The following is a 22,823-nucleotide window of genomic DNA, read 5'->3' on the forward strand; positions in this document are numbered from 1 at the left end:
GGATAATTTATCAACCAAAACAGTACGACAATGAAAAAGATGATCCAGCTGTTAACCGGCCTGGTGTTGCTGGCACCGGCTTATGTGAATGCGCAGCAAAGTACAGCCAATGAACTGGAAATAATGAACCAGCTGTCGTCCCGCGCAGCGGTATCTTCGATGCCCGTATCGCAGCTGCTGAATGCGCCGGGCAACGAGGCATTGAAGGCTTTTTTCTTTACGCCTGTCAAGAAAAAAGGCGCTTTAAAAGGTAAAAGAATGGCCGTGATCGCCGCCGACGGTTTCGAGGAAATCGAAATGCTGGGACCAGTGTGGTACTTCCGCGAACTTGGTGCCAAAGTCGATATTGTGGGGCCTAAATTCAACCCGGCACCGGCCCGCTATGGCCTCAGCACCCCGGAAATGGCCAAAGACCACATCATGGCGATCCAATACCTCAATCCGGTCGGATGGGTGAAAGTCGACCGCACGGCCGACCAGATCAAAGTCGAGGAATACGACGCCATTTTTATCCCCGGCGGCGCCTGGAACCCCGATAACCTGCGCTACGACAAGGACGTGATCCGCTTCATCAAAGAATTTAACAAAGCCGGCAAACTGGTCGCCGCCATCTGCCACGCCCCCGTGGTACTCGCCACGGCCGACATCCTCAAAGGCCGCAAACTGACCGGCTACTGGAACATCCAGACCGACCTCACCAATGCCGGCGGCATCGTCACCGACGAACCGGTCGTGGTAGACGGCAACATTATCACGAGCCGCCACCCGATAGACGTCGCGGATTTCTCGCGGGCGGTGGAGGGGTGGTTGGTGAAGGAGTAGTAAACATCAACGTCACAGTGACAAAGGCCTGACCACCAGGCCTACCCACCGGTCCGCTTCATATTGTAACGCCAGCGATATCCGGGTACCGCCGCGGCTTTCGAACAGCACCCGGGCGCCGAGGTCTTCGCTGAGGCCTTTGATGAGCTGAATGCCCAGCGAACTTTGGCTGTTATAGCTGCTTTCGTCCCAACCGATGCCGTTGTCTTCCACGATGAGCGACAGCCGGCCGTCGCGCTCGTGCAGCGAGACGTGTATTAGTCCCTTCGTTTTGCCGGGGAAGGCATATTTGTACGCATTGGTCACGCTTTCGTTGACGATCAACGCGAGCGGGATGGCCAGGCCCGTTGGGAGTTTGATAGGGTCTATCTCCTGGATGACGCGTATCTCCTTGCTCGTGCCGAAGGTGTCGGACAGGAAGTGGAGGAATTCGGTGAAATAGCTTCGCATATCCACGGTTTTGATGTCCTCCGACTGGTACAGCTTCTGGTGGATCAGCGACATCGCGTAAATCCGGTTCTGGCTCGTTTCCAGGGCTTTCAGTGCTTCGTTGCCCAGGTAGGAGGCCTGGCTTTCGAGCAGGCAGATAATCGTATGTAAATTGTTTTTTACCCGGTGGTGGACCTCTTTGAGCAGCCATTCCTTCTCGGTCAGCAGGTGTTCGAGTATCTGGTTTTTTTCCGTGATAATCATGTTTTTGTGCTCGATTTCACGGCTGTTGATCGTCCTTTCCCGGTATTTGGAAAAAATAAGGCCGGCAATGATGATCACAAAAATGGCTGCGACTACCGCCATGACCATCGTCAGGTTGGCATTGCGTACACGCTCCTGCTGAATGTTCACGTTCTGGTTGAGCAGGCGGATGTCCCGGTCTTTGATCTTGATTTCGTCCTCCCGCTGCTGCGCCTCGAATGCCATGCGGAGTTTCTGCCCTTCCTGTTCTTTGGACCGTTTCAGGTTGACATTATTAATGGTGCTGCAAGCGCTCAAATGCCTCATTGCGTCGTAGCAATATCCCGTCGCGGAATCGGCCAGAAAAGACATGAAATGAATGTGCAGCTTCGAGCCGTTGGTCCAGTAAGTTTCGGGAAATTTTGCTTCCGCCAACAGCAGCGGCCTCGCTTTGGCAAACTGCCGCGATTCGACATACAGCTGCGCCAGGGTGGCCGTGGTAAGGGCAATGTGAATGTGGTACTTCTGGCTGACGTCATAGGCCCGCTTGCAATACTCCTCCGATTTTGCATGTTTCCCCATCCGCCGGAAAATGCAACCCATAATCAGGTTCCTGTATACACGGTCCGATGCGGTTTGCGGCGGCGCCTTTTGCAGTAACTGCTGCATCAGCCGCATATCTCTTTCATGGCTCCCAGCCTTACCGAAGATGTATTCAGCCGTGTACAGCATCAGCGGATCCGACAAATTGTACCTGCCCGCGCGCTCGCCGTAGCGCTCAATGGCGAGACGCATGTAATTGAAGCCCTTCGCGTATTCGTCATTGTCGGTGCACACCACTGCATGATTAAAATAGATATCCGCCGCCATGCCCGAATCGCCGGAAGCTTTCATCGTTTTGATAGCTTCCATCGAATAATAGAGCGAGCGCAACTGGTCACCGATGTAATAATTGTATTCACTGAGTGCCGCATACGTCGTCTGGTAGTACCGGCTGCCGGCCTTTCTGAAACGGTTCACAATGTCGAGCAGCTCCGCTTCGGCGGCGGGGTCCTGCTGCCTGGCGTGCACGAGGGCGATGATCTGCCGTGCCTGGGTTTCGCGGACGGGATCTTGCATGTCGATGCTGGCGACAATGGCTTCTTTGGCCAGGCCGGTCGCCCGGGCCCAGTCGTCATCTTTAAAATCCTTGTCCGCGTCGCAGTATGCATAGGCGAGCCGCAGTTTCAGGTCGAGGCGATAGCTTTTTTCCAGTCGCGGGAGCCACTTTTCCGCCTGCCGGAAGTCTTTTTTATCAATCGCCACCAGCGCGAGGAGCTTGATGGCCCTTTGCTGGGCGTCGGTTTTGGCACTCGTTGAACGCCCATTGAGCACGCGCCGGGCATAGGCTGCCGCTTTATCGAGGTCTTCGTAGCGCTTTCGCGGCTTGTTGTAATAGAGGTTGGCCAGGTCGGCGAGGGCATCGTTTCGGTCGCCGGTTTCCGCCGCGTTATCCTGGATAATTTCCAGCAAATCGAAAAGCCGGCTTTCGGGAACAATGGGGTTGGAAGGATAAAATTGCGCATGGGTTGCACGGGGCGCAAGACAGCAGCATAAAAAGAAAATGTAAAGCCAACGGAGAGCCGGCACGGCAGTGCGAAACAGTGTTGATCGGATCATGGCGAACGGGTGCTTGTAAGTGGGTAATTTCTCCGGGAGAGGACGAGGAAGTTAGTGCTAAATATCATGATTTAAAAGGAGTTAGCTATCGTATTGGTTGGATAAATTACTTATTCCGGACCGAAAAAAAGGCGATCATGGTTTTTACTGCTACCTTACGGGAAAATCCATTGGCCATAACAAAAAACATCATCCGTATGCAACGCAGGAAATTCCTCCGATCTTCATTAGCTGTTACCGCCGCTACGGCTGCCGGTACCCACTCCGCGTCAGCGGCCGACGCGCATTTTGCCTCAAAAGAAGTATATGAATGGCGCGAATACGAAATGCGATTCGGGGCCGATGTGGCGCAGCTGGAGAATTATTTCAAAACCGCCCTTATTCCTGCATTGAACAAACATGGCGTGAAATCGGTAGGCGTTTTCAAGGAGTGGCGCCCGTCGGACCCGGCGAAAATCTATCTCCTGACGCCCTACGCCTCGCTCGAACAATATGCGGCCGTCAACGGCAAGGTGAAAGCCGACGCCGACTTTATCAAAAACAGCGCTGCGTATAATGGGGTAGCGGTCGACAAGGCGCTGTACAGCCGCTTCACGGCCTCGCTCATGAGCGCCTTCGAAGGCTGGCCCGCCATCACGGTGCCCGCTACGGGGCCGCGCATTTTCGAATTGCGGACGTATGAGGGGTACAGTGAGGATGCGGTGACGAGGAAAGTGAAGATGTTCAACGACGGCGAATACCCGATTTTCCAAAGGGCCAAACTGAACCCCGTGTTCTTCGGCGAGGTGATCGCGGGCGACAAAATGCCCCGGCTGACCTACCTGCTGTCGTGTAGCAGCATGGAGGAACGCGACAAAGGTTGGGCCGCATTCATTGCCGATCCGGCATGGAAAAAGCTCGTGGGCGACCCGCAGTATGCGAACACGATTTCGAAGATCATCAATACATTTCTGGTCCCTACGTCGTATTCGCAAGTGTAATATTCAGCAAATCGCTAGTCCAGATCGATCCCCGCGATGAACTGGGTCACTTTCAGGCCCAGTTTGTTGAGCACGATGTCGCGCACGTTCGCGTACACGGCCTCGTCGAGCGTGCCCACGCGCGAGCAGAATTCGAGGGTCGTTTTGGATTTGGATGATTTGAAAAACAAAATCTGGTTGATGGTATCCGAGGAAGTGATCAGAAAGGTGCCCAGCTGCAATGCCACCGTATCGTTCTCTTCCTTGGCAATACCGATCTGAAATGCGCCTTTGGTGGCCGTATGGGTATTCTTTTCAAATGCAATGAACTTTCCGCTCGTGTCGGAAAGGCCTTTGATCGCTTCCAGGGTTTTGGAAACGAGAGGCACGAGCGCGGCGCCGCCTACGGCGCTTTCAACGAGGTCGATAATGGCCTTGTCCACCTCGATCGTAGCCCCTTCCGACGTGAAGGGCGTGAAACTGGCCGACTGCATGGCCCAGCCGATATTGTTTAGCACATTCACAAATTCTTCATACCAGTCCTTGATCTGATCTTCCTCCGGGAATTTCTTATTGGCCGCCAGCTGTGCGAGCAGCACCGAATGCAGCACGTCCTGCCGGCGTTGGTCCGACACTTCCGACACGAACGAGACGAGGCTCTTGTCGTTCAGGAACGATTGTTCTACATTGGTTTGCGTCGCGGTTTCCGACGGGCTGAGGTCCCTGGCGATCAGGTCGAGCTCGGCCTGACCGATGAATGCTTCCCTGGAATTCTGCAGTGCGAGTTCTTTAACGTACTTCTTTGCGTCAATAAGTTCCATGGTTGGAAATGTAGTTAAAAGGTTATGGTATTGTTCTGAAAATAAAGGAAGTACTACCGGTGCGCTTTCCAATTAGTACGAAGTGCCGTTTGAAAGATATTACTTATTTACCGGAAAGAATTTTTTATTAAATCTGTCTTACTTACCGGTAGGAATGCACCTTTGCCTGCATTATGCGCATAGGAGTTCCTCTTCCAAACCCAACCTGTCATTGTATGAAAATCTTCGCATTGCTGATCGGCATCAACGAGTACAGCCTCGAATCCCACCCGCCGATCAGAGGGCTCAACGGCTGCGTGAACGACGTGACCGACTTCGGCAATTTTTTGAAACAAAACTATGGAGACCTGATCGCCGACGAGCGGCAAATCCTCGTACTGACGGAGGAAAGTGCCACGCGCGCCAACGTGATCCGCGCATTCCGCACGCATCTCACGCAAGCCGGGCCGGACGATCTGGCGCTCGTCTATTATTCCGGGCACGGCTCCACGGGCGTGACGGCACCGGAATTCCAGGCCGGCACTTCCGACGGGCAGGAGCAGACGTGGGTACTGCACGACAGCCGTGAAACAGGCCAATACGACCTGGCGGACAAAGAAATCGCCCTGCTACTGGAAGAAGTAGCCGCCCGCAGCCCGCGCATCGTCGTGATCGCCGACTCGTGCCATTCGGGCTCAGTGACGCGGGAGGTGGAGGATTTTCTACAAATGCAGCCCCGGTTTGAAAAAGGTACCGACAACGTCCGCCCGCTGGAAAGCTACCTCGACGGTGCTTACCTGCAACGCGCCAGCCTGCGCATTCCCGCCCCGGATCACCTGCTCCTGGCTGCATGCGACCGCGTCGAGCGCGCATGGGAGTCCAACGGGCACGGACAGTTCACGCAGTCGCTGATTTCCGTGCTGGGCAAAAGCGGCGGGCAGGTGACTTATGCAGACCTTTTTGTGCAGGTAAGGGCATTTATCCGCAATGCATTGAAGAACCAGACGCCGCAGATGGAGGCGATGGGGGCATTCGATGCCGGTCAGGGATTCCTGGGGCGAAATGTCGGTCGTGGTCGGATCAGCCGCTACCGGGTATACGCAAAGGCGGGCAAATGGACGATCGATCTCGGCGCGGGTATGGGCATTCAGCAGCAGCCGGGACAGCCGTTTGAAGTAAAAATATATGACGCAGTGGCCGAAGGTGACCTGGTTGGTACCGCCCTGCTCGATGTCATGAATGTGACGGAAAGCACATTGCTCACGGGGGTATTACCGCTCGACGCCGGCGCCGTTTATTGGGGCGAGCCGCTTTCGCTGCGGCTGCAACCGTTTTTTGTATTTGCCGATGCCGCTGCGATGGAGGCCATGCAGGAAACGCTGGCCGCCGCACCCGAATCCGGGATCGTGCTGACCGACGTTCCCGCCGCTGCGCTGTTTGAAATGAAAATTGCAAACGGCCATATCGCCATTGATCAAACGGATGGCCATGTGCGCATTCAAACCATAACCGGTAAGGGTGCATTATCCGCCGGGCATGCGCTGGAAGTGCTCCAAGCGCTCGCCCGCTGGCAGCGCCTGCTCGGCTTGCAGAACGCGCACACTACCATTCCGCCTCAGCTGGTCACATTCGATGTGGAAATAATGCGTGGTGAGACGGGTGCGGTATTTTCGGAGCAACTGATTACGCTCGACCATGACGGGACGGACATTCCCTTCCAAGTTAATTTCGGGAACGGTACGACACGAACATTGTACGTGGCCCTGCTGTACCTCTCGCCGGATTATGGTGTGACGGTCATTTTCAACGATTCGCAGCCCGTGAACCCGGGTAGCTCCGTCGTGCTGACGAGCGATGTTTTTACATTGGATAGCGAAGAAGAAATCGATACACTGAAACTCATCGTTTCCACGGAAGCCATTGACAGCAGCCTCTTTGTACAGGCACCATTGCAGATCGGCGCCACGGTGGTACCGGCAGGCAGCAGGGGGCTCGGCCAGGCAAAGGCGATCGGGGCCGCGAAGCCCGACTGGCTGACAAAGGCGGTGACCATCCGGCTCGTGAAAAAGGCGGAACAAACGATTGGTGATGGGCCGGTCGTCATGGGCAATGGCATTACGGTTCAGCCTCACCCGGCATTCCGCGGCAAGCTGGGCTGGGCGCCGCTTGTTTCGAAAACGCGGAGCGTGGAAAGGCCGGTTATCCGGGAGGCTTATGCGGCAGGTAACCCGTGGTTCCGGATTGTGAACTTCGACGAAGGCACGCGGGGAGAAGACCGCAGTATTGCCGAGGTAGTAGAAATCAGCCAGGCGGCTGCATTGGAAAACCAGCCGCTCGTGATCGATATCCGGCCGGAGCATGCGGATGAATTGGTATTACCGTTTTTCTTCGACGGCGAGGATTTCCTGCCTATGGGCGCCCTGTCCATTCCGGAGCCGGGGCTAATGCAGGTGAGCGTACGGGCCATCCCGGAGGAGGCCGGCGAGAAAACGCGGAGCCTCGGCGGCGCATTCCGCATGGTTTTCCTCAAATTTTTAAGCAAAACAGGTATTCAAATCGATCCTAATCAACTACGCTGGGTGGATTATGCGCACGACGCTTCCCGCGAATCGGCTGGTTTGGAAGCAAAGGTCGCTGCGGCAAAATCGGTATTACTGCTGCTGCACGGCATCATCGGCGATACGGAAGATATGGCCAAACCTTTTAAAATGGCCTCCGACCACGGGTACGACCTCGTACTCACCTACGACTACGAAAACCTGAACACGCCGATCGAAGAAATCGCGGCCATTCTGAAAGACAAACTCTCGGGTTTGGGATTCAGGGAAAATGATGAAAAGCAGCTCACCGTGCTGGCGCATTCCATGGGCGGGCTCGTGGCACGCTACATGATCGAAGAGCTGGGCGGCGACGGGTTTGTGGACAAGCTGATTATGGCCGGTACGCCCAATGGCGGCAGCAGATTCGGCCAGATTCCCGGCTATGTAAACTGGGCTTCCGTGGCGCTGGCGCTGGGTACCAGGTTGTTTCCGCCTCAGGTAGGAGCGGTTACCGGTTTCCTGTCTTCGGTACTCAAAGCCGGGAAACAGGAGGTTTTATACACGTTGGCACAAATGGATAGCGGCAGCGATTTGATCCGAAAGCTCGCCCGGAAAACCGCCGCGCCGATTCCCTATTTTATTGTCGGCGGCGACCTCGATGCTTATCTGCGGGCCAGCAACGGCTTACCATTGATGGAAAAGGTGGTCACGCAAATTGGCACCTGGGTGTATAGCAACACCGTCAACGATATTGCCGTGAGTACCGACAGTATTTTTGAGGCCAGGACCGCCGCCGTACCGCAAAAAGTGTCTTGCCATCACCTCAACTATTTCGTAATCGACGAGTCGGTGAATGCGCTCGGGAAACTATTGTAAATATCAGTTGGCGGCAGGCGGCAATGGAATGCTATTGAGCATCTCAACGATCGAAGCGACCTCGTCTTTCAGCGAATCAGGGATCATTCTTTTTTGCGAGAATGTCTGTAAATCGGCCAGCATCGTATCGCGGTTATAACCATTGCCCTCCGTGTAGCGGCAATTTTCCTCCTCCGAATTCGGGGAAGCGGCATATTGCCGGTAATACCGCCTCGCCTCCGCCGCATTACCCGAAAGCAGGTAGGCGTGGGCAAGGTTAACATACAAATAGTCGAGGCGCGAGCGGGGTATCACAACCACCGCCGCGCCTTTTTTGGCATATTCGATGGCCTTCGCAAAGTTCTGGTCAAACAGGCGGTACCAGGAGGCATTGTTATACACGATGGAGAGGTAGTGGTTCAGGCAAGGGTCGTTCGGTAGCTTTTCGCGCATGTCTTCCAGGAACAGGATGTGGTCGTCGCTGACGTAGCGCTTCGATTGTGTCCTCACAAAAGAGAAAAGGGCATTCCGCTCGTCCGGCGACAGTTTCTGGATCTTTATTTCCAGGGCGTTGCGCGTCGAGACATACACGTTCGTCAGGCCGCGGTTACCGTCGGCGCTGATTTTTCGGGACAGCTTCATCCAGAGCCCGTAAGCGTCCCGCCCTTCCACCTGCCGTACCAATGCGGCCAGGATGCCTTCCAGCCGGCCAAGCGATGCGGAATTGCCCGACGCGAAAAAGTAGCCCGACAGGCGGTCGAGTGAGGTCAGGTATTCATTTTCCAGGTATGCCCACACATCCTCCTTGGCGCCGATGCTCGAATTCCTTCTCAGATGCTCGTGATCTTCCGCGTCCAACGGCAGCAGGAAGCGCACCTTCGTTTCCGGCAGCAGGCGCACGCTCGGCTCCATCCGTTTCCGGCCCGTCCAGAACAGCCGGCTGATCCCCATTTTGTTATCCGAAATAGCGATCATCGAGTCGTGCGGGAAGCGCCGCAACGAAGTGTAGTTGTACTCGGTATCAATGTCATACAACGACTCGGTGCTGTCGCTCAGCGCGCCTTCGGAAGTCATCCTGAACGTCTCGCCGTCGCTGCTGTTGTCCAATATCCGTTTCATAAGCAGCGCTCGCCCGCGATCGTACGTTACCCGCACGAGCGTCGTATCGTGGCTGCTCACGCTCACGCCGATGCCGTGATTAGCCCCGTCCTTGTTCCAGAGGCGCTTGACGAGATTGAACCGGTTTTCGAGCGTTCCGTACCGTTCGTGGTAGACACTTACCGTATTGGCACCCGCCACGATGATCAGCTTTTTTTCCCCGCCCACATGCGCGATGGCCATGTCCGTGATCGGTTCGACATTGAATATCGAGGCAAAATACAGGTTTTCATGCTCCGGGTACCGCTTGATTTCTTCAAACATACCATCCCCGAACAACCCCGGGAGAATAGCATTCTCCTCATATTTTTTGTATAAAATGTATTGCTGTGTTTTCGATTTGGCCAGGTTGACGAGCAGGCGGTAGCGCGTGCTTTTTTCCGAACCCCACACGGTGAGGAAGGTGATGACGATCAGCACGAATACCGCCCCGAGCGCATAGGCAAGCCCGTTCAGCAGCGTAAGGCGGCGTTTGCTATCTTTTACAAATCTCCATTCTTCCCGCGTAGGCTGCTTGCTCAGGGCGACGTTCTCCCGGATGTCTTTCGTCGAACGCTTAATATCCCGCAGCTCGTTACGATCGAGGAATGACCTGAAAAACCATACTTTGTTAGACTGCTCGTACTTTAAATAGGAGTCTTTAATGGTCTTGATCGTACGCGCGATATGCGAATTTTCGAGGCTGAACTTGTCGTGAATGATCTTGGCCAGGCTGTCGTGCGCGATTTCGTAAATGCAATCCGCCGCATTACCGCCGTATTTATCGAGCCTCAGGATGTTTTTATGAACGAGCGACTCCACGATGGCCGTCGAAATGTCCAGCGGTGCAGCTTTCGAGATCACGTCCCCGATTTTCTGGGGCCGTTTCGTGCCTTCGTCGCTCACAAAACAGTACAACACGTCCCGGATCGTGTTGTAGTTCACAGATTCATGCACAGCGGAAACCTCGGCAATCGTCTTCTCAATGCGTTCTTCCAGAAACTGTTTGAGCACATTCTGGATATTTCCCACTTCCGCCAGCAGCCCGGTCCTGAAACTTTTGTCCGGTCCCGGTGCCTGGTGCCATAGCCGGTCGAGATAGATTTGCAGGTGCGGGAGCTCGATCAGGTTTTCGTCGATTTTCAGGTTCCGCACAATCGCGTCGATCGTCGGTTCGTCCGTCTCGATTTCGAAATGCGTGCAGCTTTTGCGGATCACATTTTTAATGTCGTTGTCCGTCATCCGCTCGATGAGCACCCGTTTCTCGAATATCTCCGGCACGATGCTTTCAAACTTTTGCAGCTGGGCAATGTACCGCTCGCGCATGATGAAAATCACTTTGCAGGGAATGTCGTGCGCGTCGAGCAGCCTGCGGAGGTCGTTGAAAAACGTTTCCTGTTCCTCGCTGCTCCCAAAAATGAATATCTCTTCGAACTGGTCGAAAATGAGGTAAACGGGTTTGAAGAAATCGAGGTACAGCGAACGGAGGCAATCGGAAATATCGGCATCCAGCGGGAAATCCTGTTTGTTTTTCAGGTTGATCTCATTGCGCAGCGAAACGTTGATATTGTCGTAGCGGCGCACGAAGATGTCGAGCCAGTCGGTTTTTTCGAAGCAATTGGCGAGGCCGCATTTGATAATACTCGATTTCCCCGTTCCCAATGGGCCATTCACGAGTACAATGTTGGATTCGTGAATGTAATTATAGATGATCCTGATCTCGTCCTCTCGCTCAAAAAATGCGTTGCGCTCACTCTTCTCGAACGAATCCAGCAGCTTGAATGGTGAAGTAGCCATGATCCGTTACGATTTGAAATAGGAAATAAAACCTTCGACGCTTTGCAGAATATCCGGTCCGATCGTTTCCAGCTCTTCCTGCGATATTTTCAAATCGGTTTTGGTCCTCAGGAAGTTAGGCAAAGCGGGGATTTGCAACCGGTCTTTCTTTTCGTTGATATTCTTGATAAAATTATAGGTACAGGTCGCCGAAGCAGCCGTTTGATCGTAGTTATAGAAAAAGTAGATTTTGGACAGTTTCTCGCTGATCAGCGCATTCATATCGATCACGAACGGGTAGAGGTTAAACGCGGAGAGGTTTTTGTTCTCGATTTTGTAAATAACGACCGAATTGGAATCCGTGAAATTCTCGAAATCCTCCATTTTGTCCGTAAATCCGACGAGCACGTAATCGAGCTTCACCATTTTGTGCTGGAAAACGGCAGGCTGGTTTTTCTTCTTATTAATGTAAATATTCTTGATCGTCGCAAACTTGTACCGCGCGCAGAAACCGAGTTCCCGGAACATCACGCAGAGGCTGGTTTCGGCCTTCTGGCAATCCTGCTGGGCTTCCCGCTCGTCGAGATCATCCATTGCGGCAAGGTCGCGGTACTTGCTTTTAATGCGGGTAATGTTCAGGTAGGAGCCGAAAAACTCGCTGTCTTTTTCGTCCATCAGGTCGGCCAGGTGCGACATTTCGTTCACAAACAGCGGTACGTCGTGGGCTTTCAGCTTGTCGTGAATCAGCCGCACGAGCGGGATCACGTCGTATGCCTGTCTTTCCTGGTGGTTCAGGAGGAAAAATGCATGGATATGCTCCTTCAAATTGTCTTCCAGCGACGGCACTTTGCCCTGCACCAGCGCCTCCCAAAGCTGGGAAAACATAATGAACAGCAACAGATCGGCCATCACCGTGTAGGTATTGATCAGAAAACGCAGGCGCTCGCTGGCCAGCGGTTCGTCTTCGGTGACGAGCAGCTTGCGCACCTGCTCGGCAATGGGGGAGGGCAGACTGTTTATAATGGCGTTTTTGACCTCCCGCACATCGAATTTCCGCGGGTCCCATTGTTCGCCGTACTTCTTTTCGAGGTCTTCGAACATCGGCAGCTCGTCGCTGAACGTCATGAGCACATTATAGAGCGACGCCAGGATGGCATCTTCGGACGTGTTGAACTTCGAATCGATCTGGCTTTTGATATGGAGCTCGTAAAAGCTCTTGTCGGACAGGCGGTGGTTGGCGGTTTCGGGATGGTTTTTGTGCAGGTAAAGCCCCCACACCGGCCCCGTGTTCGGCGGTTTGATCACATGCCGGATACCCCGGTCGGGATGCTCGGTGGTGCTGAGCGACGCGTTGTTTTGGGCCGTTACCACTTCCGTAGCCAGCCGGAATGCCTCGCCAATGGAATGCCCGCCGGCCAGTTTCTGGTAAAAGTCTTCGGCGAAGCGCGTGGCAGTATCGTCTCCGATGTCGACGCTCGTAGCGATGACGGCGCGCACGCCGGCGTCGAGGAGCTGGTCCACCTGTTGCTGGGTGGAGCAGCCGTTGAGGAAAACGAGCTGTAAATTCTTTTGTAACCGCACCGAATGCAGCAGCCCTGCGCCATAAACCGCGGCATCTTCCATGAGCAGCTGCGCACCGCTGGCGTGGCCGGCATAGTGGATGATTTCAACCTGCGGCTGGTAGAGGAGCAGGCGGTCGCGGAGTTTTTTCAATGTGCGGGCGTCGGTGTCCAGCAGGAGGTGGCCCTTGCCCTGCCGCTCGCGCAGCGCATCCGAAATGGCTTCTTTTTCCTTTTCGAGCTGGGAGAGGTATGCGTCGCTGGAATTCGAAAACGCACAAAGTATTACAGGAGGTCGCATTGATCGGGAAGGATTTAGGCTTGCAGGGGGTGGAAAACCGGAAAATATACAACATTGCCAAAGTAGTTCTACTATTTCCCGGAAATGTTATTTAACGGTTTTTTGCCCCGAGCAGGCGGCAGGGGCTGTAACCCGATCCACGGCAGCTGAAAACCGCTCAAGGGCTTTCGTATGAGTAGAATTATATAACTACGGGTTATACTTTTCTAACAAACACAAATGCATTCGAAATGAGAAAGGTGGTTTTATTTGCACACATATCCCTGGACGGCTTTGCGGGGGACGAGAACGGCGGGCTGGGGTTCTTGTCGTACGACGGCGAATTACAGAAATATGCCGCGGAACTGGTAAAAACCGTGGGCTCGCCCCTGTACGGCAAAACCACCTACCAGCTGATGGAAGGCTACTGGCCCAAGGTTTTGAACGATCCCAGTGAGGACCCGCATTCGCTGGAACATGCCAGATGGGTGGATCAGATTCCGAAAGTCGTGTTCTCCACGACATTGGAAGATGTGACGTGGAACAATACGACGCTCATCCGCGACAATGTCGCCGAAGAAGTGAACAAGCTCAAACAGCAGCCGGGCAAGGACCTGGTGATTTTCGGCAGCCCCGGCCTTGCCAAAAGCCTCCTGAAACTGGGGCTGATCGACGAATTCAAGCTGACTGTGCACCCGATATTGCTGCAAAAAGGTATCAGCCTGTTCGATGGCGAAGCGGACACCAGCTCCCTGAAATTGCTTGAAAGCCAGACACTCGGTTCAGGTGTCGTTACATTGCATTACGCATTTGTAAACAAAAAGTGACAAGTTATATTTATTGTGGAATTTTATTTAACTTGATATTTAGTTTGGTGTTTAATTGAAATTATTTTCCTTTAAGTCATTAGAATTTGATTAATATAAATAGGGTTAAGTTATTAGAATTTCTAATAACCAGTAAAAAATACATTTTCTTCAAGTTGTTTGATATCAAATGATTATAAGCTGTTTGTTTCTAATTGGTTTTTAATGAAATGCAGCTTATAATCATTTTCTAATCAAATTTTCAGGATTTCTTCACCGGCTCGAATTTCAAAATCTCGCACTGAAATATTTATTTTAGCGTTACTAAAAGCGTCAAATGAAGAAAAAAATGGAATGACGGCGTGCTTAAAAAAAGGCTTTTGAAATTAAAGGCCCGAGCCACCGGCCCCCCTTTGGCCCCTCTTCCAAATCACCGGTTTACATGAAAAAGAAATATCAGGCCGATGCCCCCACACCCTGGCAGCGACTTATTGGAATCCTGTATGTCGAACGCTCGACGATCAACTACATCTTTATCTATGCGGGCCTCATAGGGCTCATTGGCCTCACCCTGCCGCTGGGTACGACGGCCGTGTTCAACCTGCTCTCGAACGGGGCATTGTACAGCTCCACCTACCTGCTCATAGCGATGGTGCTCGTCGGCGTCGTGGTGGGCGGGGTGCTGCTCATTGGTCAGCTCACCTTGGTGGAACTTATTGAGCAAAAGATATTTGCGAAGGCCACGCTGGAATTTGCCTACCGTTTTCCGCGCATTAAAAAAGCCGAACTGGAAGGGGAAAACCCGCCGGAGCTCGTCAACCGGTTTTTTGATGTCATTACCATTCAGAAAGGGCTTACCAAGCTCCTGGTCGACATTGTAGCGGCGGGCGTGCAGATCGTCTTTTCGGCCATCCTCGTGTCGTTTTACCACCCGGTTTTCATGACGTTCGGCGTGCTGACGGTCGTAGCCACAGTGCTCGTGTTATTCCTTTATTACAAACGCGGCGTGCAAACGAGCATCGAGGAATCGCACCATAAATATGAAGTGGTGGCGTACCTCGAAACAGTTGCTGCCGACCTGGACAGCTACCGAGGCCAACCCGAAAAGCTGCGGAACGTGATCATCGAAACGGACAAGATCACCGCCGAATACCTGCATGCGCGCAACGACCATTTCCGTATCCTGCGGAAATTCTTCGCGAGCGCGGTGATCGTGCGGACATTGCTCATGGGCGGATTGTTGTTCCTGGGTTCCTATTACGTCGTGCAACGCCAGATGACGCTGGGGCAGTTTGTAGCGGCCGAGGTGATCATCGTACAGATCAGCTATGCCATCGAAAAATTCATGACTAACCTGGATACCATTTTCGATATGGTAACGGGCAGCGAAAAACTGGCCACGGTCACCGACCTGGAACTGGAAGAAAGCGAGGTGAGCCATGGCTAAGCATTCCAACGACCTCACGAAACGCAAAGATTGGGAAGAGCTGGGTATCCTGTCGGAGCAGCGGCTATTGAAAACGAAAGGTTCGCGCCTGCTGGGACGGATCATGCTGATATTGCTCTTCATTTTCCTCATTGTTCTTTTCCTGCCCTGGCGGCAAACGATCCCCGGCCGCGGCACGGTGACGGCATTGCGCCCGGAGGACCGGCCTCAGACGGTACAGAACCAGATCGGCGGGCGGATCGAACATTGGGCCGTACGTGAAGGCCAGCAGGTTAAAAAAGGGGATACGATACTCGTCGTGTCGGAAATCAGCCAATCGTATTTTGACCCTAACCTTCCTACGCGGTTACAGGAACAGCTGCACGCGAAAGAGGGCTCCGAAGACGCGGCTTCCCAGAAAATGCAGGCGACCCATGCGCAGATCAGAGCTCTCACGACCGGCCTGGAAGTGCAGCTCGCAGCCGCACGCAACAAGGTGGAGCAAGCTGAAAACTACGTGCATATCGACAGCGCCGACCTCGTCGCGACCCGCAAGTTCTACGAAATCAGCAAGGCGCGGCTCGACCGGTACGAGGAAGGTTACAAGAATGGCCTCTTCTCATTGACCGACATCGAAAGCCGCCGGCTGAAATTACAGGAAGACAATGCAAAGGTGATCAGCCAGGTCAACAAGCTGAATAATTCAAAGCAGTCGCTGCAAAATGCGCGCATCGATCTCGACAATATCCAGGCCAAATACCAGGAATCGGTGGCGAAGGCGCAGTCGGACCTGAGTTCGGCACTATCGAGCAAGGTGAGTGCCCAGGGCGACATTGCCAAGCTGCGCAACGAGATTTCCAATATCGATATCCGCCGCGGGTTGTACGTGGTACGCGCGCCGCAGGACGGTTTCGTCGTGAAAACCCTGAAAGCGGGTATCGGCGAGAATATCAAGGAAGGGGAATCCATTGCCACGCTGCAACCACTTAAACCACTTGTGGCGGCGGAGATTTACGTGAACGCCATGGACGTGCCGCTGATCCTGGAACAGAGCGACGTGCGCCTGCAATTCGAAGGCTGGCCTTCGGTACAGTTTGCCGGCTGGCCGTCGGTGGCGGTGGGTACATTCGCCGGGAAGGTGTCGGTGATCGACATGGTGAGCAGCAGCGGAGGCAAATACCGCCTGCTGGTAACGCCTACGCATCCCGTACCGGCCAACGACGAGGAATGGCCGATCCAGCTCCGGCAGGGATCGGGCGTGTATGGCCGCGTAATCCTCCGGTCGGTGCCGCTATGGTACGAAATATGGCGGATGCTGAACGGTTTCCCGCCAAGCCTGGAAAAGGAACCCGAGAAAACGGAGTCCAAGTAACAGAACCAGAAGTGATTTTTCAAAATGAATATATTACCCAAAAAGACGCTGGCATTGTGCATATGGCTGCTTTCGTGGGGTACCGCGTCGCAGGCCCAGGAAGCGCCTGATACCACCCGCATCTTTTCGATCAGGGACCTGGAAGAGCTGGTGTTCTATAACCACCCGGTGGTGAAGCAGGCCGATTTGCTCGGCGACCAGGCCCGCGCGAAAGTAATGCAGGCGCTCGGAAGTTTCGACCCGTCGCTGAAAGCGGCGCTCGACCGCAAGGTTTTCGCGAATACCGATTATTACAACCGCTGGACAAGCGAGCTCAAAGTGCCGCTTTACCTGGCTGGTGCCGACCTGAAAATCGGCCACGACCGTAATGTAGGTGCTTACACCAATCCTGAAACCCGTACGCCGCAGTCGGGCCTGACGGGTGTGGGCATCAGCGTGCCCATCGGGCAGGGGCTGATCATCGACGCCCGCCGGAATACGCTCAAGCAAGCGCGTGTGATGGTCGGCTATGCCGAGGCAGAGCGCGTGGCGGAGATTAATAAGGTCTGGTTTCAGGCCGTGAAAGACTACTGGAACTGGTTTGTGGCTAACCAGCAATACCGTTTCGTGCAGCGCGGCCTGGACCTCGCGACGACGCGTTACGAGGCCACGCGTAACCAGACGTTGCTCGGCGATAAGCCTGTGATCGACTCCGTGGAGGCCTACATTACCGTGCAGGAACGGTCAATACAGCTTGAAAAGCTGCGGATCGACTTCCGTAACAAGGGCCTGCTGGTGTCCAACCACCTGTGGAGCCCGGACGGCCGCCCGGTGGAACTGCCCGAAATGGCGGTACCGATGGAGGGCGACAGCAATATGATCGCGATCGGGCAGGCGCAGCTGGATATGCTGCTCAGCAATGCGGCCGGACAGCATCCCAAGTTGAGGATGCTGAATTACAAGGGTTTGCAAATGGATATCGAGCAAAGGTACCTGCGCGAACGCCTCAAACCGAAGCTGAACGTAAGCGGGTCGCTGCTCACCACCCGCAGGGATTTTAATTCCTATGTGCCGGAATATTACGATCTCAACTGGGGCAATTACAAGGTGGGAGTAGACTTTTCATTCCCGCTTTTCCTTCGGGCGGAGCGAGGAAAGCTGAAAGAGCTGAAAGTGAAGCAAATGGACCTGCATTTCGATGTGCAGAACGAGAGCCGGCTTATCCGGACAAATATCATGAATTCCTACAACGACCTGCGCGCCTACCAGTCGCAGCTGGCGATCCAGACCCGCAGCATCGCTAACCAGGAAATACTCCTGCGCGGAGAAATGCAGAAGTTCGATCTGGGGGAAAGTACCTTGTTTCTCATCAATAGCCGCGAAACGAAGCTGATCGATATGCACATCAAACGCGCGGAACTGGTCGCTGGATTTCATAAGTCGCTCGCCGAGCTGTACTACCAGGCGGGCACGTGGCAGAATGCCGACAATGGCACTACCAAACCTGATTAAGCGGCCGTCCCGCAACGAAATGGTTGTCAATAAAAAAAACCTCCCGATGGGGAGGTTTTCTTGTTACAGGTATTCCGTATGATTGATTAGATGACCGTTACGTTCACCGCATTCAGCCCCTTTCTGCCATTTTCAACTTCGTACGATACACTGTCGTTTTCACGAATTTCGTCTTTCAGACCCGACACGTGTACAAAAATATCGGCTCCGCCATTTTCCGGAGTGATGAAACCAAAACCTTTGGTTTCATTGAAAAACTTAACTGTTCCTTTGTTCATAACATTATTTTGAATATTCGATAAAATTAGGCGAAAATCCTGGAAGTAAAAAATTTTTCCGAAAATATACAATTTAATTTTTTTATTACCCCACTTGTAATCAATGGATTAGCTGTTTTTCAAGTGGTAACATAATTATATTTGGGACACCGAAACCTGCGGCGAATCGAAGCACAACCGGAGTTGCGCCAGCGTTTTCCGAATCCGGGACTTCACTGTGCCGAGCGGGATCATCAGCATTTTGGCCACTTCATCATGCGTAAAGCCCTGGATATACACCAGATCGATCAGCTGCTTTTTCTCGGGATTCAGCTGGTCAAGTAACTGATTGAGGTCGGCCAGGTCAAAAATAGGCAGCGTCGCGTACGCGTACAACGTGTCCGCATCCTGCGCCTGTTCGATGCAGAGGTGCACGGGCAACCGGGCTTGCATGCGATGCGCATCGATCGCGCTGTTCCGGGCGATGTTCAGCATCCACGTAAAGAGCGTTCCCCGGGTGGGGTCGTAAGCCCGGATCGACTTCCATATTTTAAGGAATGACTCCTGTAACACGTCGGCGGCCAGTGCCTCGTCTTTGAGGATTTTGTTGATCACATTATACAATGCCGCAGAATATTTGTCATATAAATACTCGAACGCTTCCCTGTCGTTCGCTTTGAGTGAGCTTATCAGGAGTAAATGGTCAGAAAAACGGTTCATGATCTGCGTGTTCAAAGTTTGTTTGACCACGTACAGCAAGAAACATGCCCGGCATTAATAGGAAAATGTGTTGAATTAATTGCGCATTATCATTTCCGAAACTTCATGCTGAGGCGCACCCGGTTCACTCGGTGAACTTCTCAACCAATGCCTTCCGCGCCGCTTTGTCGATACCCAGCTCCTTTTCGATGAACGGCTCGATGCCGCCGTAGGTACTGTCGATGGCGTTGAATGTGGCATTGATAAAGCTTTCGTCGACCGTCGAGAGGACTTCGATGGCTTTCATATTCAGTTTCGGTTTGATAACGCGGCCGAGTTTCGCTTTGCCGAGCTTTTTTTCGGCCCGTGCTCGGCGGTAGTAGTTGGAAAGCATGTAGTCGTCCACGATTATCTGCCGGTCCACATTCACGATCGAGAGGATCAAAGCGGAAACGATGCCGGTGCGGTCCTTTCCCGCCGAGCAATGGTAAAGGACCGGCTGGTCGGCGTTGATGATCTGTTTCAAAATGTCTTTCACGGCAGCGACATGGACAGTCACGGCGTCTGCGTAAAATTTGGCCGTCATATCCTTCGCCTCCTGCTCGGAAATCTCCCCATTGAGCACACGTTTGCGCAGTCCTTTGATTTCCCCGGCATTGTCCTGCACCACCGGCGTGTGCAGGTAATGCACGTTGGCTGGCAAATGGTCCTCCTTGCCGGCGATCTCATGATCGGTGCGGAGGTCGTACACGGTCGCAATGCGCAAGGCGTTGAAGCGGCCGAAATCGTCGTCTTCGAGTTTCGCAAGGTTATCCGAACGGTAGATAAGCCCTTTGCGTACCGTTCGGCCGTCGCGGGTTTTAAGGCCGCCCAAATCCCGGAAATTGACCGTATTTTCCAGTCCGATGTAGCGGCTGGCGACGGTCGCCGAATCGCCGCCATGTTGGAGAAGATCCTGATAAGCCGATTTTCCGTCGTGTTCAGCGGGCACGGCTACTTTGCAGGAAAACGAAATGCCGGCCAGAATAATGAACAGCCGGATAGAAGCGCTGCTTTTGAGCGCTGATGGTTTTTTATAGTTACCTGAAATCATGATAAACTGCTGATAGGAGGGCCATTTCCATTTAACCGGGCGGTCAACGGAAATGGCCTTTTATTCACCAACAGCATACGCTTGAATAAGGTTTGATCAGATGGCAACGATCACTCCGAGCGAAGCGATTTCACCGGATTCGCCAGTGCCGCTTTGAGGGACTGGTAAATGACCGTCAGCCAGCATATCAGCAGCGTCGCCACGCAGGAAGCGATGAATATCCACACGCTGATGCCTGCCTTGTACGGGAAGCTTTGCAGCCAGCGGTTCATGGCGAAGTAGGCGACGGGGATCGCGATCGGGAACGAGAACAGGACGAGCCTTGTAAAATCCCGCGACAGCAGCAGCACTACGCTGGACACTGAGCCGCCCAGCACTTTCCGCACGCCGATTTCCTTCACCCGCTGCTCGGTGGTAAATGTGGCCAGTCCGAACAGGCCGAGGCAGGCGATGAGTATGGTAAGGGCCGAAAATGTCGTACATATCTTGCCGCGCAGCGCATCCGCATGGTATGCATTCTCGAAATCCTGGTCCAGAAAGCGGTATTCGAATAATTTGTTGGGATAGGTTTGCTGCCATTTTTGGCCGATATAGGCCAATGTCTCGGCCGTACTCCCGGTCCGTATCTTCACGTGGATCACCCCATTGTGGCGGCGGTAAACCATAATCAGCGGCTCGATCGGGTTATAAAGCGATTGCTGGTGAAAGTCGCGCACGACGCCCGCGACCTGCGCGGTAGGCGGCGGGTTTTTGCCGTCGGCCGGAACGGTGCCGAGCATGATTTTCTTCCCGATCGGCTCTTTCCAGTTCATCCGTTTCATGGCCGCCTCGTTGATGAGCACGCTGTTGGCGGTGTCGGCAGGGAGCTCATCCGAGAAGTTTCGTCCCGCGACGAGCTTCATGCCCATTGTTTGCAGGTAATCGTGGTCGATCAGCGTCGGTTTGAACGCCATTTCTTTCATCCCCGCATTGGATTCAACCGTAAAAATGACCCTGCCGCCGATGTTGCTCACGGGCGAGGATGCCGTAGCCACGCTCTGGATATTGGGGTTGTCGAGCAGTTCTTTCCGGAATGCATTGTATTTGTCCCTGGGCTGATTGTCTTGGTAATCAATCGTCAATACCTGCTCGCGATCATAACCCATGTCCTTGTCGCGCATGTAATTGAGCTGCCGGTACACGATCCAGGTGCAGATGAGCATGATCAGTGAAATCGAAAACTGGGTGACGACCAATGCCTTGCGGAAAAAACCGCCGCCTCGCGCCTTGAACGTGCCTTTCAATACGCTGGCGGGCTCGAACGACGAGAGGTAAAAGGCCGGGTAACTGCCGCTGACAAGCCCGGTAAATACGACGACGGAGATGGCAATGAGTACAAACTGAGGTGTGAGCAGCTGCATATAGCTGATGGCCTTGCCGGACACATTATTAAAAAACGGCAGCAGTAGCGCCACGAGTATCAGGCTGGCTATGAGAGAAATAAGCGTAATTAAAATGGATTCTGTGAGGAACTGTCTTATCAGCGCCCCTTTCAGCGAACCCATTACTTTCCGCAGGCCCACTTCCTTTGCCCGCCGTGCCGATTGGGCGGTAGCGAGGTTCATATAGTTGATACTCGCGATGAGCAGCATGAAAAACGCCACCGCGCTGAACGTGTACACATAACCGATGTCCCCGTTCGACTCGCCGTCGAACTTGGAATACAGGTGTATGCTCGTCAGCGGCTGCATTTGATAGGTAATGTGAATGCCCATCCGTTTGAAAATCCCCGACATATACTTCTCATACAGTCCAGGGAAGCCGGCTTCGAGCTTTTTCAGGTCAGCATTTTTGGACAATAGCAAATAGCTGTTGATGTAAAACCCTCCCCAGCCGTCGGCATTGCGCTGGTTCGGGTCCAGCGACATCAATGCGTTGAAGGTAAAATGCGAATTTTTGGGCACATCTTGGATGACGCCGGTTACTTTGTACGAGGTAGTGTCGTTGGTTTGCAGCACCTGGCCGAGGGCAGGGGATTTACCGAAAAACCGCTGCGCGACGCGCTGGGTGAGAACGATGCTGCCCGGCTGCTGTAAGGCTTGTTTGGGATCTCCTTCAATGAATTTATGGGTAAAAATGTCAAAGACCGTCGAATCTGCGGCAAAAACGTCTTCCTCGTAAAACCGGCGCTCGCCCTGGCGGAATGCCATCCGGCCATTGGAAAAGAAGCGAACGTAATTCTCGACAAACGGGTAGTCCTGCTTTAAAGTCTTCACGAGCGGCGGCTGCGTGCTTACCCACTTGTTGACTTTGTCGGGCTCGCGGATGTAGGAAACGATGCGGTAAATGCGCGACGCTTTTTCGTGGTAGCGATCGTAGCTAAGCTCGTCGACGACGTAGAGGAACAGCAGCATACCGCACGTAACACCGATCGTGAGGCCGAGAATGTTGATCAGGCTGTAAAATTTGTCTTTAACCAGGTTACGAAAAGCCAGTTTGAGGTAGTTTTTAAGCATCGGGTTCCGGATTGGGTTCGGAAGGGCCAGTGCAAAATCTGTTCCTGTTCTTTAACTAATTGATAGTAAGTTTTTTGTGTCAAATTTTGTGTTCGAAAGTGAACAGTTGGGCCCGCCCGGCGTAC

The 22,823-nt window shown here is 53.4% G+C and carries 15 protein-coding genes; 7 read left to right on the forward strand and 8 right to left on the reverse strand.

Annotation, left to right across the window (positions count from 1 at the left end; all coding sequences use genetic code 11):
• Window positions 1-30: 30 nt before the first annotated feature.
• The gene (locus H144_RS32530) at window positions 31-822 is read left to right on the forward strand and encodes a DJ-1/PfpI/YhbO family deglycase/protease (protein WP_019945249.1); all 792 of its coding nucleotides are present in this window, start codon (window positions 31-33) and stop codon (window positions 820-822) included.
• Between the two features lie 12 nt (window positions 823-834).
• On the opposite strand, the gene H144_RS0127035 is transcribed toward H144_RS32530, so the two are convergent.
• Window positions 835-3,153, reverse strand: coding sequence for a histidine kinase dimerization/phosphoacceptor domain -containing protein (locus tag H144_RS0127035; RefSeq protein WP_084600022.1), 2,319 nt, complete (start codon window positions 3,151-3,153; stop codon window positions 835-837).
• Window positions 3,154-3,350: 197 nt separating this feature from the next.
• Here H144_RS0127035 and H144_RS0127045 point away from each other — a divergent pair, with 197 nt between their 5' ends.
• Window positions 3,351-4,133: an NIPSNAP family protein gene (locus H144_RS0127045; RefSeq protein ID WP_019945251.1), complete on the forward strand. Its 783-nt coding sequence runs from the start codon at window positions 3,351-3,353 to the stop codon at window positions 4,131-4,133.
• 14 nt (window positions 4,134-4,147) lie between these two features.
• Here H144_RS0127045 and H144_RS0127050 read toward each other — a convergent pair whose 3' ends face one another.
• Window positions 4,148-4,933 (reverse strand): hypothetical protein, encoded by a 786-nt coding sequence (locus tag H144_RS0127050; RefSeq protein WP_019945252.1) that lies wholly within the window; start codon window positions 4,931-4,933, stop codon window positions 4,148-4,150.
• A gap of 215 nt (window positions 4,934-5,148) precedes the next feature.
• Between H144_RS0127050 and H144_RS0127055 the strand changes: the two genes are divergently transcribed.
• Window positions 5,149-8,328 (forward strand): DUF7379 domain-containing protein, encoded by a 3,180-nt coding sequence (locus H144_RS0127055; protein ID WP_019945253.1) that lies wholly within the window; start codon window positions 5,149-5,151, stop codon window positions 8,326-8,328.
• 3 nt (window positions 8,329-8,331) lie between these two features.
• Here the strand turns inward: H144_RS0127055 and H144_RS0127060 are convergent, their stop codons facing one another.
• Both H144_RS0127060 and H144_RS0127065 read right to left on the reverse strand, forming a co-directional pair.
• Window positions 8,332-11,241, reverse strand: coding sequence for an ATP-binding protein (locus H144_RS0127060; protein ID WP_019945254.1), 2,910 nt, complete (start codon window positions 11,239-11,241; stop codon window positions 8,332-8,334).
• Between the two features lie 6 nt (window positions 11,242-11,247).
• Window positions 11,248-13,080: a CHAT domain-containing protein gene (locus tag H144_RS0127065; RefSeq protein WP_019945255.1), complete on the reverse strand. Its 1,833-nt coding sequence runs from the start codon at window positions 13,078-13,080 to the stop codon at window positions 11,248-11,250.
• Window positions 13,081-13,310: 230 nt separating this feature from the next.
• Between H144_RS0127065 and H144_RS0127070 the strand changes: the two genes are divergently transcribed.
• The 4 genes from H144_RS0127070 (at window position 13,311) to H144_RS0127085 (ending at window position 18,154) form a co-directional block, all read left to right on the forward strand.
• On the forward strand, window positions 13,311-13,886 hold the full coding sequence (locus tag H144_RS0127070) for a dihydrofolate reductase family protein (RefSeq protein ID WP_019945256.1): 576 nt from the start codon (window positions 13,311-13,313) through the stop codon (window positions 13,884-13,886).
• 421 nt (window positions 13,887-14,307) lie between these two features.
• Window positions 14,308-15,312, forward strand: coding sequence for an ATP-binding cassette domain-containing protein (locus tag H144_RS0127075; protein WP_019945257.1), 1,005 nt, complete (start codon window positions 14,308-14,310; stop codon window positions 15,310-15,312).
• Window positions 15,305-16,663: an HlyD family secretion protein gene (locus tag H144_RS0127080; RefSeq protein WP_019945258.1), complete on the forward strand. Its 1,359-nt coding sequence runs from the start codon at window positions 15,305-15,307 to the stop codon at window positions 16,661-16,663. Before H144_RS0127075 ends, H144_RS0127080 begins: the two co-directional genes overlap by 8 nt.
• A gap of 24 nt (window positions 16,664-16,687) precedes the next feature.
• Window positions 16,688-18,154: a TolC family protein gene (locus tag H144_RS0127085; protein ID WP_019945259.1), complete on the forward strand. Its 1,467-nt coding sequence runs from the start codon at window positions 16,688-16,690 to the stop codon at window positions 18,152-18,154.
• Between the two features lie 86 nt (window positions 18,155-18,240).
• On the opposite strand, the gene H144_RS0127090 is transcribed toward H144_RS0127085, so the two are convergent.
• The 4 genes from H144_RS0127090 to H144_RS0127105 form a co-directional block, all read right to left on the reverse strand.
• Window positions 18,241-18,432: a cold-shock protein gene (locus H144_RS0127090; RefSeq protein ID WP_026351030.1), complete on the reverse strand. Its 192-nt coding sequence runs from the start codon at window positions 18,430-18,432 to the stop codon at window positions 18,241-18,243.
• A 135-nt stretch (window positions 18,433-18,567) separates the two neighbouring features.
• On the reverse strand, window positions 18,568-19,131 hold the full coding sequence (locus H144_RS0127095; RefSeq protein ID WP_033403352.1) for an RNA polymerase sigma factor: 564 nt from the start codon (window positions 19,129-19,131) through the stop codon (window positions 18,568-18,570).
• 124 nt (window positions 19,132-19,255) lie between these two features.
• Window positions 19,256-20,203, reverse strand: a complete 948-nt coding sequence (locus tag H144_RS0127100; RefSeq protein WP_019945262.1) for a tyrosine-protein phosphatase — start codon at window positions 20,201-20,203, stop codon at window positions 19,256-19,258.
• A gap of 110 nt (window positions 20,204-20,313) precedes the next feature.
• Window positions 20,314-22,698: an ABC transporter permease gene (locus H144_RS0127105; protein ID WP_019945263.1), complete on the reverse strand. Its 2,385-nt coding sequence runs from the start codon at window positions 22,696-22,698 to the stop codon at window positions 20,314-20,316.
• Window positions 22,699-22,823: the final 125 nt, after the last annotated feature.

Origin of the sequence: Dyadobacter beijingensis DSM 21582, from assembly GCF_000382205.1 — a bacterium.
GTDB classification, from domain to species: Bacteria; Bacteroidota; Bacteroidia; order Cytophagales; family Spirosomataceae; genus Dyadobacter; species Dyadobacter beijingensis.